Origin of the sequence: Streptomyces sp. UNOC14_S4 (assembly GCF_020740835.1) — a bacterium.
Lineage (GTDB): Bacteria > Actinomycetota > Actinomycetes > Streptomycetales > Streptomycetaceae > Streptomyces.
In genome coordinates this window covers 1-4,114 of sequence record NZ_JAINFC010000605.1, presented here as the reverse complement: position 1 = coordinate 4,114, position 4,114 = coordinate 1, and the positions used below count along the sequence as shown (strand labels likewise).

At 70.6% G+C, this 4,114-nt stretch carries 5 protein-coding genes; 3 read left to right on the top strand and 2 right to left on the bottom strand.

Annotation, left to right across the window (positions count from 1 at the left end; translation table 11 throughout):
• The first annotated feature begins 2 nt into the window (after positions 1-2).
• The gene (locus K6I34_RS32935) at positions 3-1,295 is read left to right on the top strand and encodes a hypothetical protein (protein ID WP_229331708.1); all 1,293 of its coding nucleotides are present in this window, start codon (positions 3-5) and stop codon (positions 1,293-1,295) included.
• A 201-nt stretch (positions 1,296-1,496) separates the two neighbouring features.
• Positions 1,497-2,057 (top strand): RNA polymerase sigma factor, encoded by a 561-nt coding sequence (locus tag K6I34_RS32930; protein ID WP_229331707.1) that lies wholly within the window; start codon positions 1,497-1,499, stop codon positions 2,055-2,057.
• A gap of 44 nt (positions 2,058-2,101) precedes the next feature.
• On the opposite strand, the gene K6I34_RS32925 is transcribed toward K6I34_RS32930, so the two are convergent.
• Complete coding sequence (locus tag K6I34_RS32925; protein ID WP_229331709.1) at positions 2,102-2,671, bottom strand: DUF4865 family protein; 570 nt, start codon at positions 2,669-2,671, stop codon at positions 2,102-2,104.
• Positions 2,672-2,912: 241 nt separating this feature from the next.
• On the opposite strand from K6I34_RS32925, the gene K6I34_RS32920 reads away from it, so the two are divergent.
• Complete coding sequence (locus K6I34_RS32920; RefSeq protein ID WP_229331706.1) at positions 2,913-3,839, top strand: D-alanyl-D-alanine carboxypeptidase family protein; 927 nt, start codon at positions 2,913-2,915, stop codon at positions 3,837-3,839.
• Positions 3,840-3,929: 90 nt separating this feature from the next.
• Here K6I34_RS32920 and K6I34_RS32915 read toward each other — a convergent pair.
• A partial coding sequence (locus tag K6I34_RS32915) for a hypothetical protein (RefSeq protein WP_229331705.1) occupies positions 3,930-4,114 on the bottom strand: 185 nt, incomplete at its 5' end.

Sequence of the window (4,114 nt, the reverse complement as noted above, 5' to 3'; positions counted from 1 at the left end):
CCATGAATCCGGCCCCGCCCCCCGGCATACCCGGCTCCTGTGCGACGGGCACCGTCGCCGGGACCGGCCTGCCCGAACCACCGCCCGCGCACCCGGAGCACCTGAAGGAGGACCCGCAGAAGGACCCGCAGAAGGACTCGTGGAAAGACCCGCGGAAGCACCTGAGCCGGTGGCTGACGGAACGGATCCTTCCGCTGCTCTGGCCGCCCCTCGCCGTCTACGCCGCCACCGCCGCGCTGCACCTCGTGCTGCTGGCCGCGATGGACGGTCCCGACGGCCCCGGACTCCGCGCGCGCCTGCTCTCCTGGGACGGCCTGCTGTACGCCGACATAGCCGCCAACGGCTACCCGGATAGCTACACGTACACGCCGGAAGGCCAGTTGACGGGGAACAACCTGGCCTTCTTCCCGCTGTACCCGCTGCTGATCCGGACCGTCCACGCGCTCACCGGCCTCGACCACGACATCGCGGGCGTCGTCGTCGCCCATCTGGCGCTGATCGCCGCGCTCGTCGTCGTCCAGTGCCTGTTCACCCGGCTGTACGGGCGGCGCACCGCGACCGTCGCGACCGTCCTGCTGGCCGGGGCACAGCCGATGGCCATGGCCTTCTTCATGTCCTACAGCGAGTCGCTGTTCCTGGCCCTGGCCGCCGGTACCCTCCTCGCCGCGCACCGCCGCGCCTGGCTCACCGCGGGCACCCTCGCCCTGCTGACCGGCCTCACCCGGCCCGCCGCCGCGGCCGCCGTCGCCGCCCTGGCCGTGGCCGCGGGCCTCGAACTGCTGCGGCAGCGCCGGTGGTCCGCCCGCCCTGTGGCGGCCGTCGCCCTGGCCTGCGCGGGTACCCCGCTGTACCTGTGGTGGGTGGGGCGGCGCGTCGGCGACCTCGACGCCTGGTTCACCATCCAGGAGGCGGGCTGGGGCACCCACTGGGACAACGGCAAGGCGTTCTGGGACTTCCTCGCCGATACCTTCGCCCACGGGGACGGCTGGGTGCCGGTGAGCACGGCCGTGCTGCTGCTCGCGCTGGTCTGCGCCACGGTGCTCGCCTGGGAGCGCGGCGCCTGGCCGCCGTTGCTCGTCCACGGCACCGGCATCGTGGTCCTCACGCTCTGCCAGAGCAACTACTCCCACTCGAAGCTGCGGCTGCTGGTGCCCGCGCTGCTCTTCCTCGTCCCCGCCGCCCGCGCGCTGGCCCGCGCCCGCACCCGCACGGCGGTCGTCGCCCTCGCCGCCGCGACGGCGTTCGGCTGCTGGTACGGGGCGCACATGCTCACGGTGTGGCACTACGCGATCTGACGATCAGGAGGTCATACGTCCCGGCGGGCCGTCATATGTCCCGGTTCCAGGGCTGCTCATGAGTAACCGCATCGATGCGGAGAGTTAAAATTTTTGGCGGGTAGCCGCACAAGCGGCTCGGTTTTCCGGTTCATTGGATGCCGAGCGCATCGCGGCGACGCACAGCCACACCGCGCGACGGTACGACGGATCGGGGAGTCTGTGACTGGAGAACGGGAGCGGCTCCTGCTGGTCCGTACGCGCCGCCGTCGCGCGGCGGTCACCGTCGTCGCGTACGCGGCCTTCCGCGAACTGCACGCGCGGCGGTGGCGTCTGTACGCCCATGTGCACACCGGCGACCGGAAGGCCGCCGAGGAGATCACCGAGGCGGTCTTCGAGCAGTTGCGGCTGCGGTGGGCGTACGTGCTGCGGCAGCCGTCCGCCGAATCCTGTGCCTGGTCCCTCTTCAAGCAGCACGTGGCGGACTGGCTCGCGGCCCGCGGCCGCGACTCCGCGCTCGCCGCCGCGGCCTTCGGGTGCGTCACCCGGCCCCTGCCGCGGGCCTGCCGACAGCGGTTCGAACTGCTGGAGAACCGGATGGCCCTCTACGCGGCCATCACCCGGCTGCCGGAGCGGCAGTGCGACGCGCTGGTCCTCACCTATGTGATCGGCTACAAGTCGGGGCAGGTGGCGGATCTGCTGGGGGTGGACGAGGCGGCGGTACGGTCCCACGCGGGGTGCTCGCGGCGCGAGCTCCCGTGGTGGATTTCCAGTCTTCTGTGACTGGCGGTGCGCCGCCTGTTTGGTTTTGGGCGCGCCTACGGGGGCTACCGCTTGGCCGGTTCCGAGAGGTGGAGGAGCTCGTAGCGTTCCGTGGCGGGCTCGTCGTGCGGGACCGCGTCCCGCCAGAGGGTGAAGCGGAGCAGTTGCCAGCGCAGGGGGTCGACGGCCAGGGCCGTCGTGTGGACGTCCGCGCGGCGGGCGGTACGCCGCAGGTCGTCGAGCGCGGAGCGTACCGCCGTCTCCGGGTCCTCGTCGGCGGGCAGGGAAGTGACGTGCCGTGACGCGGCACGGGGTGTGGTGTCCCAGGAGGGGCCCGTCTCGCGGGCGGCGACCGTCCAGTGCCGCACGGGGGTGCGGCCGAAGTCGCGGACGATGTTCCGGAAGCCCCCGCCGCCCACCAGGAAGTGGCTCATCGCGGCGGTGTCGTCCCACAGGTAGAACGGCGCGTACTGGTTCACGGGCGAGCTGTCGACGCCCCGTTCGCGGATGACGTACGCCTTGAGGCGGAGCCCCTGGCGGTCGTCGAGCGTATGGCCGAAGTCGCGGACGCGCTTGCGGATGACCTCCATGTCGTAGTCGGCGGGCAGGGTGATCTCGTACTGCATGGCGTACACGGCAGGGAACTCCCTCATACGGACTCATACGGATTCATGCGGAATGCGTTGCGAGGTCACACTGTACATACTCATAGGTACAGAAGAGGGTGCCGGGTGCCGCGAGGCGCCGCCGCGTGCCCCCTCGCCGTCAGCCTCCCAGGCCTCAATGCCCCGATAGTGTCCGGGATTTCGCCCCACGCCGCGCCTGGTGCGACGATGCGCACTCCCTGAACCGACTATCAGAGGAATGGGAGCCTGTATGCAGCGAAGTGGGGGAGTGATGGACCGCCGCTGGGGTGCGGCGGCGGTCGCCTCGGCCCTGGCCGCCGCGCTCGCGGTCCCGGCGGGTGCGGCCGGGGCCGCGAGCGGCCCGTCCGGGATCGCCGCGAAGGGCGCGTATCTGCTCGACAGCGGCGCCGACCGGCAGCTGTGGGGGAAGGACGCGGACACCCGACGGCAGATGGCCAGCACCACGAAGATCATGACCGCGGTCGTGGTGCTCGACAGCCACGGCATGAGCCTCGACCGGCAGATCGAGATCAAGCAGTCCTACCGCGACTACGTCGCGCGTACCGGGGCCAGCACCGCCGACCTCCGCACCGGCGACAAGCTGACGGCCCGACAGCTGCTGTACGCGCTGATGCTCCCGTCCGGCTGTGACGCCGCCTACGCGCTCGCCGACGCCTACGGCAGCGGGAACACTGAGGAGGTGCGCACCCGTTCCTTCGTCTCGAAGATGAACAAGAAGGCGGCGGAGCTCGGGCTGGGCCGTACCACCTACGACTCCTTCGACGGGATCTCCTCCCGGGGCGGCAACCTCACCACCCCGCGCGACCTCGCGAAGCTCTCCCGCCACGCGCTGGGCAACCGCACCTTCCGCGAGGTCATGAGCACCCTGAACACCCAGCAGAAGGCGGCCAACGTCAACCGCCTCTACACCTGGTACAACACCAACAAGCTGCTCGGCTCCTACGGCGGCGTCATCGGTGTCAAGACCGGCACCACCTCCGTCGCCGGCCCCTGCCTCGTCTTCGCCGCGCAGCGGGACGGCCGTACCGTGATCGGCGTCCTCCTCAACGATGCCGCCAGCCGCTACCCGGACGCGGCCAAGATGCTCGACTATGCCTACGGCAAGCACACTCCGCTGCACCTGAGGGAGCTGCCCCCGGCGGCCCACGAGGACTGAGGTCTGCTGCCTCCCGCGAGCCCGGACCCCGACGGGGGTCCGGGCTTCTTTATGGTGAGCCGCCGTCAAATTCCAGGAACAGGCACTGTTTTATACCTGATTGAGTGAACTGTCGTACGAGAAGTGCCGGATCGCGAACGCACCGGCATTCGGGGGGAGATAGAGTCCTTCGTGTCCGGAAACGGACATCGGGCCGCCGCGTTCGCCGTCGGTGTACCAGGCCGCATCGCCGTCCGCCGGGGCCCACCCACACCCCCACTCCGACTCCTCGGCAC